Genomic DNA, 24,070 nt, shown 5'->3' on the forward strand with positions numbered 1-24,070 from the left:
CAAACCCCGGCGGCGCGTTCGATGTTCAGACAGTTTTTAAACCGGGCAGGCAGCGCCCGAACGGATGTCGATGACCTTGACCTTGCCATCGATAATATCCTTGCGCGCGCCCAGCACGCGCTTCTCGATTTCCGGCGTGATCAGCTTGCGGTTGTTTTCGTCCAGCGCCCAGTCCACGCCGCCTTCCTTCAGGCCCTTGGCGGTGACGCCAGCCTTCCAGGTGCCGTTCTTCATCTGCATGAAGGAGTCGTACACGGCGTTGTCGACGCGCTTGACCATCGAGGTCAGGATGCTGCCTGGGTACAGGTGGTTCTGGTTCGAATCGACGCCGATCGCCAGCTTGCCCTTTTCCTTGGCCGTCTGCAGCGTGCCCAGGCCCGAGCCACCGGCCACGGCGAACACCACGTCGACGCCGCGGTCGAATTGCGAACGGGCCAGCTCACCGCCCTTGGCCGGGTTGTTCCACGAATCCGACGAGGTGCCGACCATGTTCGAGGTGACGTCGACTTTCGGGTTGACCGCCTTGGCGCCCTGCGTGTAGCCGCAGGCGAAGGTGCGGATCAGCGGGATATCGACACCGCCGATGAAGCCCAGCTTCTTCGACTTGGAGGCCATGGCCGCGGCCACGCCCACCAGGTAGGAGCCTTCCTCTTCCTTGAAGGTGATGGAGTTGACGTTGGCGCCTTGCGCCACGCCGTCGATCAGCACGAAGTGTACTTTAGGGAATTCCTTGGCGACCTTCTGCACGGCCGCTTGCTGGGCGAAGCCGATGGCGGCGATCAGGTCGAGGTTTTTGCGGGCGAGGCCGCGCATCACCTGTTCAGCCTGGGTGTCGCTGGAGGCTTGCACCTCGATGAAATTGATGTTGGTTTCTTTTTGAAGCGCGTTGCGCCTTCGAAAGCGGACTGATTGAACGACTTGTCGAACTTGCCGCCTGCGTCATACACGATGCCCAGCTTTGGGGCTGCCGCGGACGCGCTGGCAGCGACAAACAGTGCTGCAACCGTCAAACTAAGTTGTGAAAGTTTCATGAATAGGCTCCTGGAAGATCGATATTGTATATTTTTATTGGCCGTAACATGTAGTTGCTGGCCGTTTTATTCCTCTAAATCCCTGATTTCATGCAATAAGTGCTAGCAACTTGCTAAAAAATTGCCTTAAGAGCAATCCGCAAACGTTCGCCTGGTTTCGTGATGCATGTCGCAATGCAACAACAGGCGGCGCCGAATTAAAAATTTTTGTGCGCGTTGTGTTTTTGTCGCGCCGGCCGCCGCCGCGCCCCGTCCGCTCACCTGGTTTCATAGAGCGCGCCTGTAACTACGCCGCGCAGGACGGATTCATGACTATGCACCAGCGTCAATATGTACGACAAATTCGTTTTTTCTTGGCTATTTATACAAAATAGATATGAATCAACTGTGTCAAAAGTTCGGTTTCCGGCGTTTTCTTCCGTGCTAGCATGTTTGGTAATGTGTATATCGATATAACTAAAACCACTCCCCGTTATTCCCGCGAAGGCGGGAATCCATGGACAGCGTGCAGGACGCTCAGCATGGATTCCCGCCTGCGCGGGAATGACGGGGAGGGCACTTTACGGGAGCAGGACAAATGAGCAAGCAACGCAATTTCGCCGTGCGGTCGATGATCGCACTGGCCGTCGCCAGCGCTTTTCCACTGGCGCAGGCGCAGGAAACCAGCAATAAAGACCAGCTGGAAACCGTGATCGTCACCGCCCAGCGGCGCGCCGAAAACATCAAGGACGTGCCGATGTCGATCGCCACCATCAAGGGCGACAAGCTGGACACGCTGACCGCCGGCGCCGGCGACATCCGCATCCTGTCCGGCCGCACGCCGTCGCTGAACATCGAATCCGACTATGGCCGCGCCTTCCCCGCTTCTACATCCGCGGCCTGGGCAACACCGACTTCGACCTCAACGCCTCGCAGCCGGTCGGCTACGTCATGGACGACATCGTCATGGAAAACGCCATGCTGAAAGGCTTCCCGGTGTTCGACGTCGACCAGGTCGAGGTGCTGCGCGGCCCGCAGGGCACGCTGTTCGGCCGCAACTCGCCGGCCGGCGTCATCAAGTTCGACTCGGCCAAGCCGGTGTTCAAGCAGGAAGGCTATGTGCAGTTCGGCGTTGGCAACTACTCGGCCAAGACCGCCGAGGGCGCGTTCAACATCCCGGTCAGCGACACGGTCGCGCTGCGCTTCTCCGGCACCAGCCAGCACCGCGGCAACCGCGTGCACAACACCAACCCTGATGCGAGCAAGGGCACCCGCGATTTCGAAGGCTACGGCGACAACGCCTTCCGCCTGCAAGCGCTGGTCAAGCCGAACAAGGACTTCGACGCGCTGTTCAACTACCACCAGCGCAACTACCACGGCAGCGCCACGCTGTTCCGCGCGAATATCCTGAAGCAGGGCACCAACGACCTGGTGGACGGCTTCGACTACGATTCCTATCCGACCGACGGCGTCAACTACCAGAAGCTGAAAACCCAGGGCGGCAGCATCCGCCTGAAGTACAACCTGGCCGATATCACGCTGCACTCGATCACCGGCTACGAGAAGCTGGACTTCAACAGCCGCGCCGACGTCGATGGCGGCTATGGCGCCGTGTACGCGCCGCCATACGGCCCCGGCCGCATTCCGTTCGTGGTGGAAACCGCCGACCTGCTGCCGAACCACAAGCAGTTCTCGCAGGAGTTCCGCGCCGAGTCCAACTACCAGGGGCCGTTCCAGTGGATCGGCGGCCTGTACTACTTCAATGAAGCGATCCAGATCGACAGTATCAGCTTCGACAGCCTGGCGCCGGGCAATCCGCAGAACATTCCATTCGCGCGCCAGAACCAGAAGACCAAATCGTGGGCGGCCTTCGGCTCGGTCAACTACGCCGTGTCCGACAAGCTGAAACTGCGCGGCGGCCTGCGCTACACCAACGACAAGAAGGACTTCTACGCCGCGCGCACCGACTACAACGCCAGCAATGTGTTGGTCACCGTGCCGCATACGCTCGACAGCGATACCCACAACGTCAGCTGGGACGTCAGCGGCACCTACGAGCTGACCAAGGACACCAACGTCTTCGCGCGCATCGCCACCGGCTACCGCGCGCCGTCGATGCAGGGCCGCCTGAACGGCCTGGGCGACGTGCCGACCATGGCCGGCGCCGAGAAGGCGCTGTCGTATGAGGCCGGCGTCAAGCAGGACCTGTTCGACAAGCGCGCGCGCCTGAGCGCCACCGTGTTCCAGTACCGCATGAAGGACAAGCAGCTGACCGCCGGCAGCGGCGGCGTCAACATGAACCGCCTGCTGAACGCGGACAAGGTCACCGGCCAGGGTATCGAGCTGGACCTGCAAGCCAACCTTGGCTACGGTTTCAGCGGTTCGTTCGGCTACAGCTTCAACGACACCGAGATCAAGGACAAGAACGTGCGCGTGCAGTACTGCGGCAACGGCGCCAACAACCTCGGCATGGGCTGCACGCCGACCAACGTGGCCGCGCCGGGCTATCCTGGCTACGTCCTGATCGACGGCAACGACATGCCGCGCGCGCCGCGCAACCAGGCCAACTTCTCGCTGAAGTACAGCACCGAAGTGGGCAACGGCGAGCTGTACGCGATCACCGACTGGAGCTACCGCAGCAAGTACAACTTCTTCCTGTACACCGCGGTCGAGTACACCGCCAAGCCGCTGACCGAAGGCGGCCTGCGCGTTGGCTACAAGTGGGGCGACGGCAAGTATGAAGTGGCTGCCTTCGGCCGCAACATCACCGACAAGGTGGTTGCGCTCAGCGCGATCGAGTTCAACAACCTGACCGGCATGCTGAACGAACCGCGCACCTACGGCGCCACGTTCAAGATGAACTTCTAAGCTCAGATCGCATCGAGGGCGGCGCGCAGGTCGCGCCGCAGGTCTTCCACGTCCTCGATGCCGACCGACAGCCGTATCAAGCCATCACCGATCCCCAGCCGCGCGCGTTGCTCGGCGGGGATCGATGCATGGGTCATCAGGGCCGGATGTTCAATCAGGCTTTCCACCCCGCCCAGGCTCTCCGCCAGCGCGAAGATCTCGCAGCGTTCGAGGAAGCGGCGCGCGCCTGCCAGGTCCGTATCCAGATCGATCGAGATGATGCCGCCGAAGCCGTGCATCTGGCGTTTCGCCAGTTCGTGCTGCGGGTGCGAGGCCAGGCCCGGATAGTAAACCTTGCGCACTTCCTTTTGCTGTTCCAGCCAATGCGCCAGATCGAGCGCGCTTTCGCAATGGCGTTGCAGGCGGATCGCCAGCGTCTTGACGCCGCGCAGCGCCAGGAAGCTGTCGAACGGGCCGGCGATGGCGCCGACCGAATTTTGCAGGAAGGCCAGCTGCTCGCGCCACTCCCTCTGCCGTTCCTCGCCGCCGACCACGGCAATGCCGCCGATGATGTCCGAGTGGCCGTTCAGGTACTTGGTTGCCGAATGCACGACGATGTCGAAGCCCAGTTCCAGCGGGCGCTGGACGATCGGGCTGGCGAAGGTGTTGTCGGCCACGGCGATCAGATTGTGCTCGCGGCAGATGGCGGCGATGGCGCGCAGGTCGGCCAGCTTGAGCATCGGGTTGGTTGGCGTTTCCACCCACACCAGCCGCGTTTCCGGGCGGATGGCCCGGCGCAGGTTTTCCGGATCGGTCAGGTCGACATAGCTGAACTGGTGGCCGGCGCTGCGGCGGCGCACCCGCTCGAACAGGCGGTAGGTGCCGCCATACATATCGTCACCGGCGACAATGTGGGCGCCGGCGTCCAGCAATTCCAGCACGGTCGAGATGGCCGCCAGGCCGGAGGCGAAGGCGAACGCCTGCGCGCCGCTTTCCAGGTCGGCGACGCAGCGCTCCAGCGCCCAGCGCGTCGGGTTGTGCGAGCGGCCGTAGTCCAGGCCTTTGTGCACGCCGGGGCTTTCCTGCACGAAGGTGGAGGTGGCGTAGATCGGCGGCATGATGGCGCCGGTCGAGGGATCGGGCGCTTGTCCGGCGTGGATCACGCGGGTGGCGAGGTTGAGCTTGTCGGTCACGGTAAAGTCCTGCGCAAATGGTTGAGTAAGTCGAAGCGGGTAATCAGGCCGTGGAATACGCCGCCTTCCGAGATCACGGCGGTCAGGCCACGGTCCAGTGTACTGCGCAATGCTTGCAGGCTGGCGCCGGGCTGCAGCGTTTCCAGCCGTGCGGTCATGGTAGCACCAACCAGGCTGCCGAACTGGGCGGCGTCATTGTCCACCTTCAGCAGCAAATCCGATTCGTCGATGATGCCAACCAGGCGTTCGCCGTCCAGCACCGGCAGCTGCGCCAGGTCGGCCGCGCGCATGCGGTTGAAGGCCACCAGCAGCGTGTCGTCCGGCGCTACGCTGATCACTTCGCCCCGGTCGTGGCGGCGGCCGATCAGGTCGCGCAGGTCGCCGGTCGGTTCGCGGCGCAGCAGGCCCTGGTCGTGCATCCAGCCATCGTTGTAGACCTTGGACAGGTAGCGGGTGCCGGTGTCGCACACCAGCGTCACCACGCGCTTGGGCGTGCTCTGCTGGCGGCAGTATTTGAGCGCGGCGGCCAGCAGCGTGCCGGTCGACGAGCCGCCGAGGATGCCTTCGGCGCGCAGCAGCAGGCGCGCGCTGTCGAAGCTTTCCTGGTCGGTGATGGTGTAGGCCTGTTTCACCGAACCCATGTCCGCGATCGAAGGAATGAAGTCCTCGCCGATGCCTTCCACCGCCCACGCGCCGCTGGTATCGTTGACCTTGCCGGTCCGCACGTACTCGGTCAGGATCGAGCCTTGCGGATCGGCCAGCACGAACTCGACGTGCGGCGCCACCTTGCGGAAGTAGCGGCTCAAGCCGGTCAAGGTGCCGGCCGAGCCGACGCCGACCACAATCGCATCGACCTCGTGGCCCATCTGCGCCCAGATTTCCGGGCCGGTGCTGGTCTCGTGCGCCAGCGGGTTGGCCGGGTTGTTGAACTGGTCGGCAAAGAAGGCGCCCGGAATCTCGGCCGCGAGGCGCGCCGCCATGTCCTGGTAATACTCGGGATGGCCTTTGCCGACATCGGAACGGGTGGTGCGCACTTCGGCGCCCAGCGCTTTCAGGTGCAGCACTTTTTCGGTCGACATCTTGTCGGGCACCACCAGCAGCACGCGGTAGCCCTTCAGGCGGCCGGCCAGCGCCAGGCCCAGGCCGGTATTGCCGGCGGTGGCTTCGATGATGGTGCCGCCTGCTTGCAAGCGGCCGTCGCGCTCGGCGGTTTCGATGATCGACAGACCGACGCGGTCCTTGATCGAACCGCCGGGATTTTGCGATTCCAGCTTGGCGAACAGCTGGCAGACGCCGGTATCAAGTTGGGTAAGTTGGACGAGCGGCGTGTTGCCGATCAGTTGGAATAGTGCTGGGGTAGGCATCGATTCTCCTGAGTGCGCGGCGCGGGCCGATTGTGTCGGCCCGGCCCACATTGAAAGTGGCGGATGGTAGGCCGCACGATTGCAGGAGTGAACGAATATTTCCGTACTTGCTTATAAATAAATCAGGTTAAGATGCAGCGGTCATTTGCCGAGGAGTTTTGTTGTGGAGCATACCGTGGTTAATTTGTGGCCGCTGCTGGGCGTGGCGGTCATCATTGCCGGCTTCGCGCTGCGCGCCCATCCGGTGCTGGTGGTGGTGGCGGCCTGCTTTGTCACCGGCTTTGCCGCCTTCTTGCCGGTTGAGCAGTTGCTGGCCACGCTGGGAACGGCCTTCGTCAAGACGCGCAACCTGCCGCTGATATTGCTGTTGCCGATTGCCGCCATCGGCTTGCTGGAGCGCTACGGCTTGCGCGAACACGCGCAGGCGTCGATCGCGCGCATCCGCTCGGCCACCAGCGGCCGGCTGCTGATCGTGTACCTGGCGGTCCGCGAACTCAGCGCGGCCTTCGGCTTGACCAGCCTCGGCGGCCATGCCTCGATGGTGCGGCCGCTGGTGGCGCCGATGGCGGAGGGCGCAGCCGAGGTGCGCTATCCGAACATCACCATGGACATGCGCTACCGCATCCGCGCCATGTCGGCCGCCACCGATAACGTCGGCCTGTTTTTCGGCGAAGACATTTTTGTTGCCTTTGGCGCCATCGTGCTGATGCAGACAATATTGCACGGCGAAGGCATCGATGTCGATCCGCTGCACATGGCGCTGTGGGGCATACCGACCGCGCTGTGCGCCTTCATCATCCACGCGTGGCGGCTGTACCGCCTGGATGCGCAGCTGGCCCGGAGCGCCGCATGATACTGACGCTCGATGTCTTTTACTATCTGCTGGGCGCGATGCTGTCGATCATCGCCGTCATGGCGCTGCGCGACCGCCACAATTCCAGGCGCTACAGCAGCGCCTTGTTCTGGGCGCTGTACGCGGCGCTTTACCTGGCCGGCGAGCAGTTGCCGCCGGTGGCCGCCGGCCTGCTGATGGTGGCGATGGCGCTGATCGCCGGTTTCGGCGGCGTGGCGCTCGGGCGCTACGGCGAACGCACGGCGGCGGAACGCAGCGACAGCGCGCGCCGGCTCGGCCACAAGCTGCTGATTCCGGCGCTGCTGATTCCGATCACCACCGTGATCGGCTCGACTTTGTTCAAGGATGTGCAGTGGAACGGCCTGTTCCTGCTGGACCCGAAAAACATCACGCTGGTCAGCCTCGGTTGTGGCTCGCTGTTTGCCGTGGCCACCGCCTGCTGGCTGACGCGCGCGACGCCGGTGCAGGCGATGCGCGAGTCGCGCCGGCTGGTCGACCATCTGGGCTGGGCGATTGTGTTGCCGCACATGCTGGCGGTGCTGGGCCTGCTGTTCACCGACGCCGGCATGGGCAAGGCGGTGGCGCATGTGGTCACGTCCTATATCAATATGGATTTGCGGCTGGTGGCGGTGGCCGTGTATTGCCTGGGCATGGCGCTGTTCACCATCATCATGGGCAATGGCTTCGCGGCGTTTCCGGTGATGGCCGGCGGTGTCGGCATTCCGGTGCTGATCGGCGTGTATCACGCCAACCCGGCGGTGATGGCGGCGATCGGCATGTTCAGCGCTTATTGCGGCACGCTGATGACGCCGATGGCGGCCAATTTCAACATCGTGCCGGCGGCGCTGCTGGAACTGCCGGATAAAAATGCGGTGGTAAAAATACAGATTCCGACAGCATTGCCATTATTGTTAGTAAATATTGCGCTGCTTTATTTTTTGATGAATCTGTGAGACTCTGCTGGGTTAACGCATCACGGAGTTCGTGGAGATGAAAAAGATAATATTGTTAACCGGCTTCGAGCCGTTTAACAAGGAAACGATTAATCCCTCGTGGGAAGCTGTGCGCCAGCTCGAAGGCTGGCACGAGGGCGAATTCGTGGTGCATGCGCGGCAGCTGCCGTGCGTGTTCGGACGCGCGCTGAAAGTGCTGCACCAGGCGGTGGAGGAGCTGCAACCGAGCATCGTGATCGCGGTGGGGCAGGCTGGCGGACGGGTCGATATTTCGGTCGAGCGCGTCGCCATCAATATCGATGATGCGCCGATTCCGGACAACCAGCAGCGCCAGGTCGTCGACCAGCCGATTGTCAATGGCGGCCCGGCGGCGTATTTTTCGACCTTGCCGATCAAGGCCATCGTGCACGAGTTGCGCGAGGCGGGTTTGCCGGCGTCGGTGTCGCACACGGCTGGCACGTTTGTTTGTAACCATGTGTTTTATGGCTTGATGCATCAGGCGCACGAGTGGGGCACCACCATGCGCGCCGGGTTCATTCATATTCCGTATTTGCCGGAGCAGGCGGCGCGCCATCCTGGCACGGCCAGCATGCGGCTGGATAATGTGGTCGAGGGCTTGCGTATCGCCGTGCGTACCACGCTGGCCCATACCGTCGATCTGCGCGAGGCGGGCGGCCTGACCCACTGAGCCGTCGTTCCGCGCAGGCGGGAACCCATAGGCCGCGTGCATGCTCGCTCAGCATGGGTTCCCGCCTGCGCGGGAACGACGGATCAGGCGTCCCTTGTGGGCGGGTTCAGAATATTCAAAAACGCGCGCACCACCGGCGCATCATCCTGGGTGGTGTAAGTGATGTAAAGGTTGGCCGACGGCGGATTGCTGCGAATCGGCACAAACACCACCCCCGGCCAGCCGATGCGGCTGGTGGTTTCCGGCATCAGCGCCACGCCCAGCCCGGCGCCGACCATCGCCAGCAGCGTTTGCGGTTCGGACGCCTCCTGGAATATCGTCGGCTGGAAGCCGGCTTTCACACAGCATTCAATCAGGTAGCGCGGGAAGGCCGACTTGTCGAGCGCCAGCGTCAGCATCGGCTCGTCGGCAATATCCATCAGTTCGATTGCGTCCTGCTTGGCCAGCGGATGGTGTTCGTTAATCGCCACGCACACGTCTTCGCGGAAGCACAGTTCCTGGCGCAGGTTGTCGTTCTTCAGCAAGTCTTCGTCCAGCTTCGGCTCGCGCCAGAAACCGACGTCGACCTGCTTGGCGCGCAGCGCCTCGTATTGCAGCGTCGGGCCCAGTTCGTGCAGCGTCCACGTCACGCGCGGGAACTTGGTCTGGAATTCCTCCAGCAGGCTGGGGACCGGCCCCCACATCGCCGAGCCGACAATGCCGACCCGCAGCCGGCCCACTTCGCCACGGTCGATCTGGCGGATGGTGTCGATGGTCATGCGCATCTTGGCCAGCAGGTCGGCGGCTTCGTTCATCAGCGCCTTGCCGGCCACGGTCAGTTCGAAGGTGCGGGTGGTGCGGGCGAACAGTTTGACGCCCAGTTCGCTTTCGAGTTTCATGATCTGCTGGCTCAGCGGCGGTTGCGAGATGTGCAGCCGCTCGGCGGCGCGGCTGAAACTTTTTCTTCAGCGACGGCGAGGAAATACTTCAGTTGTTTCAGATCGATGGACATGGCAGGCCTCGAAATTGTGCGTCATTCCCGCGCAGGCTGCGCGTGCATTCACGCGGCCTATGGATTCCCGCCTGCGCGGGAATGACGGTGGTGGCGATCAGGTGCGTTGCATGGCCACCGCCAGCGCGGCGCCGCAGCGGGCATTGTTTTTCACCAGCGCGATATTGGTCGCCAGGCTGCGGCCCTCGGTCAGCGCCTTGATGCGCGCCAGCAGGAACGGCGTAACGTTCTTGCCGGCGACGCCTTGCTGGTCCGCCTCGCGCAAGGCCTGTTCGGTGATGCGGTCGATTTCTTCCTTCGGCATCGCCTCGGCCGCCGGCACCGGGTTGCTGACCACGACGCCGCCTTTCAGGCCCAATTGCCACTTGGTGTGGATGAAGGCCGCCTGCTCGGCCGGCGTGTCGAGCTGGAAGTCGGCATTAAAGCCGCTTTCGCGCGTGAAGAACGCCGGGAAGCCGCGCTGGCCGACACTGACCACCGGCACGCCATGCGTCTCCAGGTATTCCAGCGTCAGCCCGATATCCAGGATCGACTTGACGCCGGCGCACACCACCGCCACCGAGGTGGCGGCCAGCTCCTGCAAATCGGCCGAAATGTCAAAGCTGGTCTCGGCGCCACGGTGCACGCCGCCGATGCCGCCGGTGACAAACACCTGAATACCGGCCAGCTCGGCGCAGATCATGGTCGCCGCCACAGTGGTGGCGCCCAGCTTGTTCTGCGACAGCACGTAAGGCAGGTCACGGCGGCTGACCTTGATGGCGTCGGTCGCCGTACCCAGCAGTTCCAGCTGCTCGTCCGACAGGCCGATGCAGATCTTGCCGCCGATGATGGCGATGGTGGCTGGCACGGCGCCGCCGTCGCGGATGATCTGTTCCACCTCGCGCGCCATCTGCACGTTTTGCGGATACGGCATGCCGTGCGAAATAATGGTCGATTCCAGTGCGACGATCGGTTTGCCGGCGGCGCGGGCGGCGGCCACTTCCGGCGAGAACAACAGGAATTGCTGCATGGTTTTATCCTTTACTAGGGAAGAGCGGGACGCTCTGGTCAAAATCGTGTATCTCGTCGAGCGCGGCGGCCGACAGCAGCGGCGAAACGGTTTCGTGGCTTTCCAGCGTCAGCGTGGCCGCCTTCAGGCCGCGGCGGCAGGCCAGCGTCAGGTCGTCGTTGCCCTGGTAGAGCGACCAGCAGACGGCGGCCGAGAAGGCGTCGCCGGCGCCGGTCACGTCCATGACGGCCGCCTGGTGGGCGGCCAGCCACACCAGCTCGCCGCCGCGCGTGTGGTACACGCCCTGGCTGCCGCAGGTGACGATGACGTCCTGCGCGCCTTGCGCGCGCACCGCGTTGCAGGCGGCGCGCACGTCGGCCTCGGTCGGCAGCGCGCGGCCGGCGCGGGTTTCCAGCTCGCCGCGATTCAGGATCAGCAGCCGCAGGCCGCCCAAGTCCGCCGGCAGCCGGGCCATCTTCGCCTGCGAGACGGCAACAATCACCAGGGGCACGTTGTCGGTGCGCGCACTTTCCAGGAGCGCTGTGATGCTGTCGGCGGGCAGGTTCAGGTCGGCCACGGTCATGGCGGCGGCTGAGCGTTGGGGCTGGCGCGAGGCCAGGAAGGCGGACGTGATGCGGTCGTACAGGGCCATGTCGGCCAGAGCCAGCACCAATTCGCCCTGATCGTCGAGGATGGCGGTATAGGTGCCGGTGGCGGCGTCGGGCAGCTTGAGGCTGCCACGGGTATCGATGCCGATGGCCTCGGCGTGGTCTTGCAGGTTGCGGCCGGCGCCGTCGTCGCCAACGGCGGTCAGCAGCGCCACCGGCAGGCCGAGCCGGGCCAGGTTTTCGGCGATGTTGCGCGCCACGCCGCCGTAGACTTCCTCGGCGGTGGCGGGATTGGAGGTGCCCAGCTGCATTGCCGCGATGCTGCGCAGCTTGCGGTCCAGGTTGGCGGCGCCGATGCACAGCAGCGGGCGCTTGTCCGGCAGCACGTAGGCGCGGCCCAGCAGGCGGCGTTCGCGGATCAGGCCGGCGATGTGGCCGGCCACCGCCGAGCGCGACAGGCCGAGTTCGTCCGCCAGCTCTTGCTGGGAAATGAAGGGATTGGCGCGGATCAGCTGGTAGAGCTGGTCCTTTTTCGAGGAATCGGTCATAGAGCTTTCAAACAGTTGTCTTCAATAGTAAACATTTGTTTTAATCGAGTCAACCGCGCGCTACGGCTAAGTTTGCGTTGGTTTATAATACCGCTGATTTATATAACTTTAATATAAATGGCTAAGAAAAATGGTATTTGCCATACATATGCACGATGATGCATAGTGTCAGCTTCCCCAGCCATATCAAAATTATTCGAGGATTTTCATGTCTAATAACTTCCCATTCCAGGCTGCCGAGATTATTCGCGCCCGTCTTCCAGAAGGCTTCAAGCCGCGCGTTGCGATGATTCTGGGTTCCGGCCTGGGCGTGCTGGCGGAACAAATGACCGACGCGGTCACCATCAGCTACGACCAGCTGCCGGGCTTCCCGATCTCCACCGTGCACGGCCACGCCGGCGAACTGGTGATCGGCACGCTGTCGGGCGTGCAGGTGGTGTGCATGAAGGGACGCGGCCACGTCTACGAAGGCTACGGCCTGGGCGTGATGACCAGCGCCGTGCGCACCATGAAGCTGCTGGGCTGCGAAATGCTGTTCGTGACCAACGCGGCCGGTTCGCTGCGCACCGAGGTGGACGCCGGTTCGCTGGTGGCGCTGACCGACCATATCAACTTCCTGCCGGGCACGCCGATGATGGGCCCGAACGACGAGCGCTTCGGCCCACGCTTCTTCAGCATGGCCAACGCTTACGACGCCGACCTGCGCGCGCTGCTGCATGCATCGGCCAAAGAGAAAAACGTGACGCTGCATGAGGGCGTGTACATCGCCTACGCCGGTCCTAACTTTGAGACGCCTGCGGAAATCCGCGCGTTCAAGACCCTGGGCGCGGACGTGGTTGGCATGTCGGTGGTGCCGGAGGTGGTGTCGGCGCGTCACTGCGGCTTGAAGGTGGTGGGCGTTTCGGCGATCACCAACCTGGCGGAAGGCTTGTCGCCGTTCCCGCTGTCGCATGAGCAGACCTTGAAGTACGCTGCCGTGGCGGCGACTTCGCTGGTCGAAGTGATCCTGGGCTTCCTGGGCAACGTGGCGAAAACGCCGCAAGCTTAAGATGTTTGAGGGCGGCGCTGCCGCCCTTTTGTTAGCCCGTCGTCCCCGCGCAGGCGGGGACCCATGCTGAGCGTACCTTCAGGCGTTCCATGGGTTCCCGCCTGCGCGGGAACGACGGGGAATGGAGTTAATCATGAAACGCGCATTTATCCTGCTGCTCGATTCGTTCGGCCTGGGCGCCACGCCCGACGCGGCCAAGTACAACGACGCCGGCGCCAATACCTTCGGCCACATCGCCGAACAAGTCGCCAAAAGCGGCAAGCCGATGTCGCTGCCGACCATGGAAAAACTCGGCCTGACCGCCGCCGCGCATCTGGCCAGCGGCGAATGGGCCACCGGCTTCACGCAACGCGACGGCTTCACCGCCGCCTACGGCGCCGCACGCGAGCGCTCGACCGGCAAGGATACCCAGTCCGGCCACTGGGAAATCGCCGGCGTGCCGGTGGAATTCGACTGGGGCTACTTCCCGAAAACCGTGCCGTCGTTCCCGGCCGAGCTGACGCAAAAGCTGCAGGAGCTGACCGGCGTGCCGGGCTTCCTCGGCGACTGCCATGCCTCGGGCACGGAAATCATCAACAAGCACGGTGACGAGCATGTCGCCACCGGCAAGCCGATCATTTACACCTCGGCCGACTCGGTGCTGCAAATCGCCGCGCACGAGGAGTCGTTCGGGCTGGAGCGCCTGTACGAAGTGTGCGAGATCGCCTTCAAGCTGGTGGAGCCCTACAACATCGGCCGCGTGATCGCGCGTCCGTTCGTCGGCGCCAACGGCAACTACACCCGCACCACCAACCGCCACGACTACGCCGTCGCGCCTCCGGCGCCGACGCTGCTGGACCACGTGAAGAACGACGGCGGCGAAGTGATCGCGCTTGGCAAGATCAGCGACATCTTCGCCACGCAAGGCGTGTCGCGCGTGGTCAAGGGCAAGGACAATATGGCGCTGTTCGACGCGCTGCTGAAGGTGGCCGATGAAGCGGGCGACAAGTCGCTGACGTTCGTGAACTTCGTCGACTTCGACCAGGCCTTCGGCCACCGCCGCGACGTCAACGGCTACTCGAACGCGCTGCATGAAATGGATGCGCGCCTGCCGGAGTTCATCGCCAAGCTGAAGGAAGACGACCTGGTGGTCATCACCGCCGACCATGGCTGCGATCCGACCTGGCCGGGCTCCGACCACACGCGCGAACATATCCCGATGATCTTCTTCGGTCCGAAGGTGAAAGCGCAATCGCTGGGCATCTCCGAAACCTTCTCCGACATCGGCCAGACCCTGGCCCACCACCTTGGCGTCAAGCCACTTTCGAACGGAAGCAATCTGTTATGAGCGACTTTAAGCGCAATGAAGCGGTCCCGCTGGACCTCAGCTGGATTAACCACATCCGCGTCAACAAATCCGCGTCCGACCGCCGCGCCGCCAGCCTGGCCAACCGCCGCACGGTGAAGAAGGAATACCAGGCCGCCTGGCTGGTCAAGGCCATCGGCCTGATCGACCTGACCACGCTGTCCGGCGACGACACGCCAGGCCGCGTCGAGCGCCTGTGCCGCAAGGCGATTCGTCCGCTGCGCGCCGACCTGGTGGACGCACTGGGCCTGCAAGACTACAACCTGGCCACCGGCGCCGTCTGCGTGTACCACGAGATGATCAAGCCGGCGGTGGAGGTGCTGCAAGGCCGCCTGCCGATTGCCGCCGTGTCGACCGGCTTCCCGGCCGGCCTGACGAGCATGGAAACCAAGGTGCGCGAGATCGAGCTGTCGGTCGCCGCCGGCGCTTCCGAGATCGATATCGTCATCACCCGCCAGCACGTCCTGACCGGCAACTGGCAAGCGCTGTACGACGAAATGCTCGCCTACCGCAAGGCCTGCGGCGAAGCGCACGTGAAAGCGATTCTGGCCACCGGTGAACTGGTTACGCTGGAAAACGTGGCCAAGGCATCGTGGGTGTGCATGATGGCCGGCGCGGACTTCATCAAAACCTCGACCGGTAAAGAGTCGGTCAACGCCACCATCCCGGTATCGCTGACCATGGTGCGCGCCATCCGCGACTACCACGAGCAGACCGGCTTCAAGATCGGCTACAAGCCTGCGGGCGGCGTCGGCACGGCCAAGGCAGCGCTGCAGTACCTGACACTGATGAAGGAAGAGCTGGGCAACGAGTGGCTGGAACCGCACCTGTTCCGCATCGGCGCATCGAGCCTGCTGACCGACATCGAACGCCAGCTGGAACACTACGTGACCGGCAACTACTCGGCCGCTCACCGCCACGCGCAACCCTAATCACGGACACCGTCATGCCAACCATTAAAGAGATCCTCAACACCATGGAATACGGCCCAGCACCGGAAAGCACCAAAGAAGCGCAAGCGTGGCTGGAACAACGTGGCCGCCAGTTCGGCCTGTTCATCAACAATGAATGGAGCGTAGCCGGTGAGCTGTTCGCCTCCATCAACCCGGCCAACGGCAGCAAGCTGGCCGACCTGACGCAAGGCAGCGCCGCCGATGTCGACCGCGCCGTCGCCGCCGCGCGCGTCGCGCAGCCGGGCTGGCAGGCGCTGGGCGGCCATGGCCGCGCCAAAGTGCTGTACGCCATCGCACGCCTGATGCAGAAGCACGCGCGCCTGTTCGCCGTGCTGGAAACGCTGGACAACGGCAAGACCATCCGCGAAACCCGCGACGTCGACCTGCCGCTGGTGGCGCGTCACTTCTACCACCACGCCGGCTGGGCGCAGCTGCAAGCCGAAGAATTCGCCGACTACCGCGCCGTCGGCGTGGTCGGCCAGATCGTGCCGTGGAACTTCCCGCTGCTGATGCTGGCGTGGAAAATCGCGCCCGCACTGGCCGCTGGTAACACGGTGGTCTTCAAGCCGGCCGAATTCACTTCGCTGACCGCGCTGCTGTTCGCCGATATCTGCGTGCAGGCCGGCGTGCCGGCGGGCGTGGTCAACATCGTCACCGGCGATGGCCGCGTGGGCGAGGCGATCGTCAAGCACGAAGGCATCGACAAGCTGGCCTTCACCGGTTCCACCGAAGTCGGTCGTTTGATCCGCGAAGCGTCGGCCGGCAGCGGCAAGAAACTGTCGCTGGAACTGGGCGGCAAATCGCCATTCATCGTATTTGAAGATGCGGACCTGGACGCCGCCGTCGAAGGCCTGGTCGATTCGATCTGGTTCAATCAGGGCCAGGTGTGCTGCGCCGGTTCGCGCCTGCTGGTGCAGGAATCGGTGCAGGATAAATTCCTGGCCAAGCTGCGCGCGCGCATGGACAAGCTGACCCTCGGTTCGCCGCTGGACAAGTCGATGGACATCGGCGCGCTGGTCGATCCGGTGCAGAAGCAGCGCATCGAAGGCCTGGTGCAGTCGGCGCGCGACGAAGGCTGCACCGTGTACCAGCCAGCGTGCGAACTGCCGGCCGATGGCTCGTGGTTCCCGCCAACGCTGATCACCGGCGCCTCGACCGCCGCCGCCGTGGCGCAGGCCGAAATCTTTGGCCCGGTGCTGGTGGCGATGAGCTTCCGCACCCCGCCGGAAGCCGTACAGCTGGCAAACAACACCGTGTACGGCCTGGCCGCCTGCGTGTGGACCGAGAATATCTCGCTGGCGCTGGACGTCGCGCCGGCGATCAAGGCCGGCGTGGTGTGGATTAACACCGCCAACCAGTTCGACGCCGCTTGCGGCTTCGGCGGCTACCGCGAATCCGGCTACGGCCGCGAGGGCGGCCGCGAAGGCATGTACGAATACCTGACCGCCAAGGCGGAAGATGCGCGTCCCGCCGCGCCGGTGACCGAGCCGAAGGCGAAAGCCAAGGCCGCGCCGGTGGCAGCCGGCGGCGCTTTCGCCATCGACCGCACGGCCAAGCTGTACATCGGCGGCAAGCAGGCGCGCCCTGATGGCGCCTACAGCCGCGCGATTCACGGCGCCGATGGCGAGTTCATCGCCGAAGTGGGCGAGGGTAGCCGCAAGGATATCCGCAATGCGGTGGAAGCTGCGCACAAGGCCACCGGCTGGACCAAGGCGACCTCGCACAACCGCGCGCAAGTGCTGTACTACATCGCTGAAAACCTGGCCGCGCGCGGCGAGGAGTTCGCTGCCCGCATCGCCGCCATGACCGGCTCGAAGAACGCCGAGAAGGAAGTACAGGCGTCGATCGAGCGCCTGTTCTACTGGGCCGCGTGGGCCGACAAGTACGATGGCCTGGCGCATCAGCCGCCGATGCATGGCATTACCGTGGCGCTGAACGAGCCGCTGGGCGTGATCGGTATCATGTGCCCGAACGAGGCGCCGCTGCTGGGCTTTATTTCGCTGGTGGCGCCGGCTATCGCGCTGGGTAACCGCGTGGTGGTGGTGCCGTCGGAAGCCCATCCGCTGTCGGCCACCGATCTGTACCAGGTGCTCGATACCTCGGATCTGCCGGCCGGTGTGGTTAACATCATCACCGGTTCGGCCGACGAGCTGGCGCGTACGCTGGCCACGCATGGCGATATCGATGCGGTGTGGCGTCACGATGGTTCGGCCGAGGGCTGCGCCGAGGTCGAGCGTCTGTCGGCTTCGACGCTGAAGCGTACCTGGGTTGGCGGCGCCAAGGGCCGCGACTGGTATAGCACCGCGCAAGCCGGCGGCCGCGCCGTGCTGGCGCATGCGTCGCAAGTTAAAAATATCTGGATTCCGTACGGCGTCTAACCCCACCCCCGCGTCGTTCCCGCGCAGGCGGGAATCCATGCCGAGCGTCCGAAGTCGGCGTTCCATGGGTTGCGCAGCGGCGCACCGCCGCCTCCGCGGGAACGACGTTTTGATACGGGAGAATTAATGTCCTATTTACCCCAAGAGATCATCCGCAAAAAGCGTGACGGCGGCGCACTGTCCGCCGAAGAGATCCAATTCTTCGTCGGCGGCATCACCAGCGGCCGCGTGACCGAATCGCAGATCGCCGCGCTGGCGATGGCGGTCTACTTCAACGACATGAGCATGGACGAACGCGTCGCCTTCACGCTGGCCATGCGCGATTCCGGCGAAGTGCTGGACTGGCGCTCGCTGGACCTGAACGGCCCGGTGGTCGACAAGCACTCCACCGGCGGCGTCGGCGACGTGGTGTCGCTGCTGCTCGGCCCCATGGTCGCAGCCTGCGGCGGCTATGTGCCGATGATCTCCGGCCGGGGCCTCGGCCACACCGGCGGCACGCTGGACAAATTCGATTCCATCCCCGGCTACACCACGGTGCCCGACAACGCCTTGTTCCGCAAGGTGGTGAAAGAAGTCGGCGTGGCCATCATCGGCCAGACCTCGTCGCTGGCGCCGTCGGACAAAATCTTCTACGGCGTGCGCGACGTCACGGCGACGGTGGAATCGGTGGCCATGATCACCGGCTCCATCCTGTCGAAGAAACTGTCGGCCGGCCTGGATGCGCTGGCGATGGACGTGAAGGTGGGCAGCGGCGCCTTTATGCCGACCTACGAGAAGTCGGTGGAGCTGGCCGAGAGCATCGTCAAGGTCGGCAACGGCGCGGGCATGACCACCTCCGCCATCCTGACCGACATGAATGAATCGCTGGCGCCTTACGCCGGCAACGCCGTCGAAGTGCGCGGCGCGATCGATTACCTGACCGGCAAATCGCGTCCGGCGCGCCTGCACGAAGTGACGATGGCGCTGTGCGCCGAGATGCTGGTGCTGGGCAAACTGGCGGCAACCGAAGAGGAAGCGCGCGCCAGGCTGCAAGCGTCGTTGGACAGCGGCGAGGCGGCCGAGCGCTTTGCGCGGATGGTGACAGCGCTGGGTGGTCCTGCCGATCTGATGGACAATCCGGACAAGTACCTGGAGCGTTCGCCGATCATCGTGCCGGCGCCGGCGCTGACATCGGGCTATGCGGCCGCTGCCAATTGCCGCGAGATCGGGCTGGCCGTGGTGTCGCTGGGCGGTGGCCGTCGTCGTGCGGCCGATCCGATTGACTTTGCTGTAGGCCTGACTGATCTGGTTGGCTTGGGTAACGCGATCGAAGCCGGCCAGCCGCTGGCGATGGTGCATGCGCGCACGCAGGAAGCGGCCGAGCAGGCGGTTCGCGAGATTCAGGCGGCGTACCGGATTGCCGATGCGGCGCCGGTTGCCAATCCGGTTATTTACCGTACCATCCGCCCGTAACCCTCGTCACTACCGCGCAGGCGGGACGGTCCGCCGATGCGGTCCATACTCAGCATGGATTCCCGCCTGCGCGGGAATGACGGCTGTGGAGCTAATTATGAACAAAACTGAACTGATCGCCGAAGCCGCCGCCGCGCGGTTGAAGGCTTATACCCCTTACTCCAACTTCAAGGTCGGCGCCGCATTGCTGACCAACGACGGCAAGGTGTTCCACGGCTGTAACGTGGAAAACGCCTCCTACGGCTTGTGCAACTGCGCCGAGCGTACCGCCTTCTTCAGCGCCTTCGCCCACGGCTATAAGCAGGGTGATTTCGAACAGTTGGTGGTCATTGGCGAAACCGACGGCCCGATCGCGCCATGCGGCGCCTGCCGCCAGGTGATCCTGGAACTGGGCGGTAACGAGCTGCCGGTGCTGCTGACCAATCTCAAAGGCGACATCCACGAAACCACCGCCGCCGAGCAACTGCCGAACGCCTTCGGCGGCCAGGACCTCAAGAAGAAGTAATGGCGCTCAAAAAGACGATCGATGTGCAGGCAGCGGTCGCCATCGCGGCGGCCGAAGCCATCGCCGCGCGCACGCAGGGCACCTTCGGCGTCGGCGGCCTGATGCTCGACCAGCATGGCAACATACTGCAATCGCTGCACAACAACGTCGTCAAGGACGGCCTGATCTTCGACCCGACCGCGCACGGCGAGCGCCAGTTGATCGACTGGTATTACGCCGAACGCGCCAGCGGCCGCGACCTGCCGCCGCCGCAGGACATCACCATCGTCACCTCGCTCGATCCATGCTGCATGTGCAGCGGCGCGATCCTGGCTGGCGGCTTCAACGTGGTGGTCGCCGCGCCGGACCAGGCATCCGGCATCAACCACGACAACAGCGCCAGCTTCGGCGCGCTGCCGCAAGCGCTGCGCGCGCAGGCCGGCGGCAGCTTCAGTTACCCGGCCATCCTCGGCTCGTCGCTGTACGCGCGTGCCGCCAGCGGCGCCGCGCCGAAATCGTTCTTCATCGGGAAAACCATCGCCGAAGCGACGCAGGCCTTGTGCTCGCTGGTGTTCGAGGCCACGTCCGCCGAGGTGATGGACATGTTCAATGCCGACCATCCGCGGGAACTGCTGAAAGACCCGGCCACGCTGCCGCCCGGCCACGCCATCGTGCGCGCGCTGAAACAGCAGTACCCGGACGCGCTGGCCTACCGCTGCACGCCGCAGCAGCCGGACGCCGGCCTGGCGCCGTTCCTGCTGCAAGCCATGGCGCGCGACCGCGAGCATGGCGGCGCGGGGACGCGGCGGCGCTGCTCGATTCCTTCGGCAACCTGCTGCTGTGCATGCCGGGGCGGATGGCGCAGTCGGGCATCCGCAGCGCCTTCATGGAAACCACGCGCGCCTACGCGCAGCTGCGCTACAAGCTGATGCACGGCGCCACGCGCGAGCAGCAGGACGACATCCGCCACTACCTCGGCCATCCGAAGCAGGGCACGTTTGTGTTGGCGCGGGGGCCGGACGCCAGCGCCGTCAGCTATATGAACCTGGGCGCCTACGGCTCGACCATGGAAGGTCCGCTGCCGCTGAAAAATCCGGCCCAGCTGCAATATGTGCTGCCGTCATTGCCGCAGGCCGAACTCAATGCGCTGTGCGCCGCCATGCCGCCGCTCTACCGCAACATCATCCGCATCCGCCCCACTCAGGTGGCCGACGCCGCGTTGGTGGCCGCGCTCTGCGCGCAGGGATCGTAAGTTCCGATACTCCACACATGGCCCTCGGGATCGCGGCAGGTGAAGCCGCGGCCGCCGTAGTCCTCGTCCTTGATGTCGAGCAGGATGCGGCCGCCGGCTTCCAGCACGCGTCCGTAGACCAGGTCGGCATTGTTCACCACCAGATAAGCGCTTTGCGTGACGAAGCCACCGGTTTCCGAGGGCTGCCTGAGCAGCCGGCCGTACTCGGTGTCGAAGGCGGAACCGAGCATGATCATGCTGTTGCCGAAAGTGAGCTGGGCGTGGGCGACGGCGCCGCCTTCACCGGGCACCACGAACTGCACGGTGAAGCCAAGCGTGTCGCGCAGCCATTCGATGGCCGCCGGCGCGTCGCGGTAACGCAGGCATGGGATCACGCCACATAGGGTTTGCTTGGGTATGCTGGACATCGTTCCCTCCCTTAGGTGTAGCGATCCAGTATACGCCGATGCCCGTCAACGCACATTACATTTGCTGGAATAAATGCGTGTGGCCGCGGCTCACTTCCAGCAGTTCCGGATGATTGCGGATGCGCACCATCTGCCGCCCGCGCAGGTCGCGCGTCACTTCCTGGATGGCATCCACGCGCACCAGCGTCGAGCGGTGGATGCGCCAGAATTCGTTCGGGTCCAGTTCGTCCGCCAGTTCCTTGAGCGTCTTGCGGATCAGCACTTCAGACTGCTCGGTCTGCACGCGCGTGTATTTGTCCTCGGCCTGGAAGAATAAAATTTCGCGCGTCGAGATCATGCGCAGGTTGGCGCCGACCACCGCCTGGATCCAGCGCAGGTAGTCCGGCCTGACCGGCGCCGCCTTGCCGTGGTGCGACAGTAGCTGGGTCAGCTGGCGTTCGATATCGCTCGGCTGCTGGCCGATGCGCGCTTGCAGCCGCGCGCTGGTGGTTTTCAGGCGCTCGCCGCCTACCGGCTTGAGCAGGTAGTCCAGCGCGCCCTGCTCGAACGCTTCGATGGCGTACTGGTCGTAGGCGGTGACGAACACCAGGTGGCAGCGGTTAAACAGCATGCGCGCGGCCTCGATGCCGGACAGGCCCGGCATGCGGATGTCGAGGAACACGATGTCCGGCTGGTGCTGGCCGGCCAGCGCCACGGCTTCGATGCCGTTGGCCGCTTCGGCCACGATGTCGAGCTCCGGCCAGGCCTCGTGCAGGCGGCTGCGCAGCTGCTGGCGCATGGCTTCCTCGTCGTCGGCGATGAGGGCGGTAGGGCGGCTCACTTGGCGCTCCCATGGAAAATGTCGGGCGCGTAGGGCACGCGGATGCTGGCGCGGGTGCCGCCGGTCAGCGGCGCCTCGATCACCAGCTGCGCGCGGTTGCCGTACTGGATGCGCAGCCGCTCGCGCACATTGGCCAGGCCGACGCCGTCGCCGGCGAACGGATTGAAGCCGATGCCGTCGTCGATCACGTCCACCTGCAACATCTGGCCGTCCACCGCGGCGCGGATGTCGATGCGGCCGCCGTCGATCTTCGGCTCCAGTCCGTGCTTGATGGCGTTCTCGATCAGGATTTGCAGCATCATCACCGGGAAGGTGGCGCTCAGCATCTCGTCCGGCACGTCGATCGACACCGCCAGCCGCGCGCGCATGCGGGCCTGCATGATGGCCAGGTAGGCGCGCGACATTTCGATCTGCCGGCCCAGCGTGCCGGCGCCCTTGGCGCGCATCTGCGGCAGCGTGGCGCGCAGGTAGTCGATCAGGTTCTGGTGTATGCGCGCGGCCTGCGGCGGGTCGGTTTCGATCAGCTGGCCGATCAGCGCCAGGGTGTTGAACAGGAAGTGCGGCTCGACCTGCGCCTGCAGCGCCGCCATGCGCGCCTCGACCACGCGCCGCTCGATGCTTTCCTCGTCGGCGTGGGTTTCGGCGTTGCGCGCCTCCAGTTCGGCCTTGCGCTTGCCGCCGGCCAGCACCTTCAGGCCGCAGGACAGCAGGATGAAGGTCCACAGCTGCTCCTCGATGTGGAACAGCGACACCGACAGCAGCAGCAACAGCAGCCAGATGATGATCAGCTTGCGCCACTCGACCTGCGCCAGCCAGTCGAAGAAATGCCACCAGACGCTGGCGGCGGTTTCCCCGACCTCGCGGACGATGTTCAGCAGGCCGTTCGAGGCGAGCCTGGTCCGTTTCATTCAACGTCCTTGTACGGCGTGTAGCGCGGACGGCGGGCGATGACGGTGGCGCCGAACGCCAGTTTCACCAGCAGGAAGATGACAAACAGCGTCAGCGCCAGCGGCAGCACCGCGCACACCAGGGCCAGCACCAGCGCCGCGCCCAGCAGCGCTTGCGGCGACATGCCGCCGATCAGGCGCAGGCCGTAGCGCAGCGCGCGGCTGAAGGCCTGGAAAATTTCGTTGAACAGGGCGCTTATCTTGGTCATTTGTTCCTCCGTGAACGATGTTGCGATGGATCCACTGTAACAAAGCCGCCGCCGGCGCCGCAGCGGTTTCCGATCAACTGCAATTTCACGGGGTTGACCGGTTATTGCGCCGGATGAGCGGCGGCTTCCCAGTCGCGCCGCAGCAGGCCGAAGATGACGCTGTCCGACACCTCGCCGCCGACGAACCAGCGCTCGCGCAGATGGCCTTCGCGCTGGAAATGCTGGCTTTGCAACAGGCGTGCGGAGGCAATGTTGTCCGGATGGATATCGGCTTCCAGCCGGTGCAGTTGCAGCGGGCCGAAGGCGTGGCCGATCATCGCCGCCAGCGCTTCCTGCATGTAGCGCTGGCCCCAGTGCCGGCGCGCCAGGATGTAGCCGATTTCGCTGCGCTGGTTGCGGCGGTCGAAGCCATACAGCGTGATGCTGCCGATGACTTCGCCGGCCAGCACGATCGCCAGCCGCAGCGCGCTGCCGTCGTCGTAGCCGCGGCGGGTGCTGGCGACGTGCTCGTGGGCCTGGGCGATGTCGTCCCAGGCGGTGGTGCTGAAGTAGCGCATCGTCTCCGGATCGGAGTGGATGGCGAAGATGGCTTCGGCGTCGCCGCTGTCGATAAAGCGCAGCTGGAGGCGGGCGGTGCGCAGCGTGATCGGTGTAAAGATTGTCATAAAAATTATTCTATTGGATTGTGTCGCCCGGCGGGTTTTTTCGCCGCGCTGCACAAACTTTTTATAA

The 24,070-nt window shown here is 64.3% G+C and carries 22 protein-coding genes and 2 pseudogenes; 13 read left to right on the top strand and 11 right to left on the bottom strand.

Annotated features, from left to right (window positions below):
- Positions 1-36: 36 nt before the first annotated feature.
- Positions 37-1,031, bottom strand: a pseudogene (locus ACRQ5J_RS06765) (BMP family lipoprotein).
- Between the two features lie 577 nt (positions 1,032-1,608).
- Here ACRQ5J_RS06765 and ACRQ5J_RS06770 point away from each other — a divergent pair.
- Entirely contained in the window at positions 1,609-1,995 is a 387-nt protein-coding gene (locus ACRQ5J_RS06770; RefSeq protein ID WP_432382028.1) for a hypothetical protein, read from the top strand.
- On the top strand, positions 1,911-3,878 hold the full coding sequence (locus ACRQ5J_RS06775) for a TonB-dependent receptor (protein ID WP_432383601.1): 1,968 nt from the start codon (positions 1,911-1,913) through the stop codon (positions 3,876-3,878). The genes ACRQ5J_RS06770 and ACRQ5J_RS06775 overlap by 85 nt, the downstream gene beginning before the upstream one ends.
- A 2-nt stretch (positions 3,879-3,880) precedes the next feature.
- Here ACRQ5J_RS06775 and ACRQ5J_RS06780 read toward each other — a convergent pair whose 3' ends face one another.
- Positions 3,881-5,050: a trans-sulfuration enzyme family protein gene (locus ACRQ5J_RS06780; protein ID WP_432382030.1), complete on the bottom strand. Its 1,170-nt coding sequence runs from the start codon at positions 5,048-5,050 to the stop codon at positions 3,881-3,883.
- Positions 5,047-6,414, bottom strand: a complete 1,368-nt coding sequence (locus tag ACRQ5J_RS06785) for a pyridoxal-phosphate dependent enzyme (protein WP_432382032.1) — start codon at positions 6,412-6,414, stop codon at positions 5,047-5,049. Before ACRQ5J_RS06785 ends, ACRQ5J_RS06780 begins: the two co-directional genes overlap by 4 nt.
- A 163-nt stretch (positions 6,415-6,577) precedes the next feature.
- Here ACRQ5J_RS06785 and ACRQ5J_RS06790 point away from each other — a divergent pair, with 163 nt between their 5' ends.
- From ACRQ5J_RS06790 to pcp, 3 genes are read left to right on the top strand one after another with little or no spacing between them, the layout of a single operon-like run.
- Positions 6,578-7,267, top strand: a complete 690-nt coding sequence (locus ACRQ5J_RS06790) for a DUF969 domain-containing protein (protein WP_432382033.1) — start codon at positions 6,578-6,580, stop codon at positions 7,265-7,267.
- Entirely contained in the window at positions 7,264-8,220 is a 957-nt protein-coding gene (locus ACRQ5J_RS06795) for a DUF979 domain-containing protein (protein ID WP_432382035.1), read from the top strand. Before ACRQ5J_RS06790 ends, ACRQ5J_RS06795 begins: the two co-directional genes overlap by 4 nt.
- A gap of 37 nt (positions 8,221-8,257) precedes the next feature.
- Entirely contained in the window at positions 8,258-8,908 is a 651-nt protein-coding gene (pcp, locus tag ACRQ5J_RS06800) for a pyroglutamyl-peptidase I (protein WP_432382037.1), read from the top strand.
- 83 nt (positions 8,909-8,991) lie between these two features.
- On the opposite strand, the pseudogene ACRQ5J_RS06805 reads toward pcp, so the two are convergent.
- From ACRQ5J_RS06805 to ACRQ5J_RS06815, 3 genes and pseudogenes are all read right to left on the bottom strand, one after another.
- Positions 8,992-9,899 (bottom strand): annotated as a pseudogene (locus ACRQ5J_RS06805) (LysR family transcriptional regulator).
- A 97-nt stretch (positions 9,900-9,996) separates the two neighbouring features.
- Positions 9,997-10,908 (bottom strand): pseudouridine-5'-phosphate glycosidase, encoded by a 912-nt coding sequence (locus tag ACRQ5J_RS06810; RefSeq protein ID WP_432382039.1) that lies wholly within the window; start codon positions 10,906-10,908, stop codon positions 9,997-9,999.
- Positions 10,909-10,912: 4 nt separating this feature from the next.
- Positions 10,913-12,043, bottom strand: coding sequence for a PfkB family carbohydrate kinase (locus tag ACRQ5J_RS06815; protein ID WP_432382041.1), 1,131 nt, complete (start codon positions 12,041-12,043; stop codon positions 10,913-10,915).
- A gap of 208 nt (positions 12,044-12,251) precedes the next feature.
- Here ACRQ5J_RS06815 and xapA point away from each other — a divergent pair, with 208 nt between their 5' ends.
- The 8 genes from xapA to ACRQ5J_RS06855 all read left to right on the top strand — a co-directional run bounded on the left by xapA (position 12,252) and on the right by ACRQ5J_RS06855 (position 20,955).
- Positions 12,252-13,091: a xanthosine phosphorylase gene (xapA, locus tag ACRQ5J_RS06820; RefSeq protein WP_432382043.1), complete on the top strand. Its 840-nt coding sequence runs from the start codon at positions 12,252-12,254 to the stop codon at positions 13,089-13,091.
- 133 nt (positions 13,092-13,224) lie between these two features.
- Complete coding sequence (locus ACRQ5J_RS06825; RefSeq protein ID WP_432382045.1) at positions 13,225-14,418, top strand: phosphopentomutase; 1,194 nt, start codon at positions 13,225-13,227, stop codon at positions 14,416-14,418.
- Positions 14,415-15,368, top strand: coding sequence for a deoxyribose-phosphate aldolase (gene deoC, locus ACRQ5J_RS06830; RefSeq protein ID WP_432382046.1), 954 nt, complete (start codon positions 14,415-14,417; stop codon positions 15,366-15,368). The genes ACRQ5J_RS06825 and deoC overlap by 4 nt, the downstream gene beginning before the upstream one ends.
- A 14-nt stretch (positions 15,369-15,382) precedes the next feature.
- Positions 15,383-17,767 (top strand): aldehyde dehydrogenase family protein, encoded by a 2,385-nt coding sequence (locus ACRQ5J_RS06835; protein ID WP_432382048.1) that lies wholly within the window; start codon positions 15,383-15,385, stop codon positions 17,765-17,767.
- A gap of 126 nt (positions 17,768-17,893) precedes the next feature.
- Entirely contained in the window at positions 17,894-19,219 is a 1,326-nt protein-coding gene (gene deoA / locus ACRQ5J_RS06840) for a thymidine phosphorylase (RefSeq protein ID WP_432382049.1), read from the top strand.
- Positions 19,220-19,316: 97 nt separating this feature from the next.
- Entirely contained in the window at positions 19,317-19,724 is a 408-nt protein-coding gene (locus tag ACRQ5J_RS06845) for a cytidine deaminase (RefSeq protein ID WP_432382051.1), read from the top strand.
- Positions 19,724-20,632 (top strand): nucleoside deaminase, encoded by a 909-nt coding sequence (locus tag ACRQ5J_RS06850; RefSeq protein ID WP_432382052.1) that lies wholly within the window; start codon positions 19,724-19,726, stop codon positions 20,630-20,632. Before ACRQ5J_RS06845 ends, ACRQ5J_RS06850 begins: the two co-directional genes overlap by 1 nt.
- Complete coding sequence (locus ACRQ5J_RS06855; RefSeq protein ID WP_432382054.1) at positions 20,590-20,955, top strand: hypothetical protein; 366 nt, start codon at positions 20,590-20,592, stop codon at positions 20,953-20,955. Before ACRQ5J_RS06850 ends, ACRQ5J_RS06855 begins: the two co-directional genes overlap by 43 nt.
- Here the strand turns inward: ACRQ5J_RS06855 and ACRQ5J_RS06860 are convergent.
- From ACRQ5J_RS06860 to ACRQ5J_RS06880, 5 genes are all read right to left on the bottom strand, one after another.
- The gene (locus tag ACRQ5J_RS06860) at positions 20,904-21,362 is read right to left on the bottom strand and encodes a VOC family protein (protein ID WP_432382056.1); all 459 of its coding nucleotides are present in this window, start codon (positions 21,360-21,362) and stop codon (positions 20,904-20,906) included. The two genes, ACRQ5J_RS06855 and ACRQ5J_RS06860, sit on opposite strands and share 52 nt — an antisense overlap.
- A gap of 55 nt (positions 21,363-21,417) precedes the next feature.
- Complete coding sequence (locus ACRQ5J_RS06865; protein ID WP_432382058.1) at positions 21,418-22,182, bottom strand: LytR/AlgR family response regulator transcription factor; 765 nt, start codon at positions 22,180-22,182, stop codon at positions 21,418-21,420.
- Positions 22,179-23,090 (bottom strand): sensor histidine kinase, encoded by a 912-nt coding sequence (locus ACRQ5J_RS06870; RefSeq protein WP_432382060.1) that lies wholly within the window; start codon positions 23,088-23,090, stop codon positions 22,179-22,181. Before ACRQ5J_RS06870 ends, ACRQ5J_RS06865 begins: the two co-directional genes overlap by 4 nt.
- Positions 23,087-23,338, bottom strand: a complete 252-nt coding sequence (locus ACRQ5J_RS06875) for a hypothetical protein (RefSeq protein WP_432382062.1) — start codon at positions 23,336-23,338, stop codon at positions 23,087-23,089. Before ACRQ5J_RS06875 ends, ACRQ5J_RS06870 begins: the two co-directional genes overlap by 4 nt.
- Positions 23,339-23,439: 101 nt before the next feature.
- A complete protein-coding gene (locus ACRQ5J_RS06880) occupies positions 23,440-24,003 on the bottom strand; it encodes a GNAT family N-acetyltransferase (protein ID WP_432382064.1) in 564 nt (187 codons plus the stop codon).
- Positions 24,004-24,070: the final 67 nt, after the last annotated feature.

Source organism: Duganella sp. P38, from assembly GCF_050859475.1.
Lineage (GTDB): Bacteria > Pseudomonadota > Gammaproteobacteria > Burkholderiales > Burkholderiaceae_D > Rugamonas.